1 protein-coding gene is annotated in these 1,625 nt (G+C 47.8%); it reads left to right on the forward strand.

Annotated features, from left to right (window positions below):
* Positions 1-77 precede the first annotated feature (77 nt).
* Positions 78-1,454 carry a P-loop ATPase, Sll1717 family gene (locus tag AX018_RS25085; RefSeq protein ID WP_415842420.1) on the forward strand — a complete coding sequence of 459 codons (1,377 nt, stop codon included), beginning with the start codon at positions 78-80 and terminating at the stop codon, positions 1,452-1,454.
* Positions 1,455-1,625: the final 171 nt, after the last annotated feature.

Below are 1,625 nucleotides of genomic sequence, written 5' to 3' on the forward strand. Positions count from 1 at the left end.
GTCGTGCGGTACTTGGTCCGCCTCTCGCTCTTTGCTTCCGTCACGCCTTCAGTCTACCGGTGTGGCCGGGGTGATTTGTGCAACAAAGCCCCCCCAGTACGCGCTTGGCCTTTGTTAGGTCGAGAAAGGGAGTTGGGAAATCGGCGTTGCTAAAGCAGACACTCTTTCGTCGCCAAAAAATTAGTGGGGAGGATATATTAATATACGTTAAAGCATCAGATTTAATAGCGATGCAGGATGTGAAATCTGACTCACCCGATGAACTTCTGTATGGTTGGCAACAACGCATCTGCTCCCAGATAAATCTGGAATTAGGGGCCTCATTAAGAGTTGGCTTTACAGACGACTCGATGATGCTTATTGAATCGGCGGAACTCGCAGGATTTCGAAATCGAAATATTTTAAGCGCGTTGTTCGATCGAATGAAAACCAAGGGATTAGGCCCAGAAATTGAGCGCACTAGACTAAGCGTAACCGATTCGCACGCACTACTGAAAAGAGTTCTAGAAAATCGAGATGCAATAGTATGGCTCTTCGTTGACGATGTAGATGCGACGTTTGTCAATACAGAGCACGAGCGCCTTAAAGCAAGTACATTCTTCAGCGCTTGCCGGAATCTGATTAGCTCAGTCAAAGGTCTGTGTATTCGTGCATCAGTCCGCAGCGACGTTTGGTCCGTATTGGCCCAGCATGATGAGGCTATGGATAAGTGTGAGCAATATATTCTCGACTTAACCTGGAGCACTGCCGAGACTGGTAGAATTTTAGTGAACAAGATTAGTAGCTATTTCACCCGCTATTATGGCGATGACAATCGATATATGTCCCTCAACCCGGTGACAGATGAAGATATGATTCGCAATATTATATTTAAGGAACCATTTTCCTGGGCAAATCGCCCTCTGGAATCGTTCAGGCCGATTCATATTCTGTCGGCAGGGCGCCCCCGCTGGGCTGCCCAGCTTTGCAAGTTGGCGGGTCGAGATGCCTACAATAAGACATCGTCACTCATATCCATTGGACATGTAAGATCTGTTATGCGGGATTATGGACAATTCCGCGTGAGCGATCTGTACAAGGAGCATCGCCATCAATGCCCGGCGCTTCAGGACATTGTTGAATCCTTCAGCGGGGGAACGTACAGATTTACTACAGATGCATTGCTAGACCATATCACCGAGAAAATTGTTCGACGCATTGGTGTTCCTACAATTGACGGAATTAATGCTAACAGAGGCTCTCTCTCCGTCGCACATTTCCTGTTCAGATGTGGTTTCATCGCTGCCCGTGATGAGTCTGATGTAACTGGACTTGTATTCGTTCGATATGAGGAAAGACCTAATCTACTATCTTCCAATGCAAATCTCGACGACGGATTGAATTGGGAAATTCACCCAAGTTATCGTGAAGTGCTGCGGATTCAAAAGCGGACAGGCGAAAGCTCGCACTTTTAGGCAAGTTAATCGTGATACGAGAAAGCAAGGGTCCGCTTTCAAATGGTTTACCGGACATTTGCACCAACAAGCCGGATGGGAACCTCTCAAAACCCAGCCCCTCTGTCTTTGACCGAGAACGCCTGAGTCCGCCATAGCCATGATCACTCCCCGCAGCGCGCTGAAGTTCGA

The organism is Paracidovorax anthurii (genome assembly GCF_003269065.1).
Taxonomy (GTDB): Bacteria; Pseudomonadota; Gammaproteobacteria; order Burkholderiales; family Burkholderiaceae_C; genus Paracidovorax; species Paracidovorax anthurii.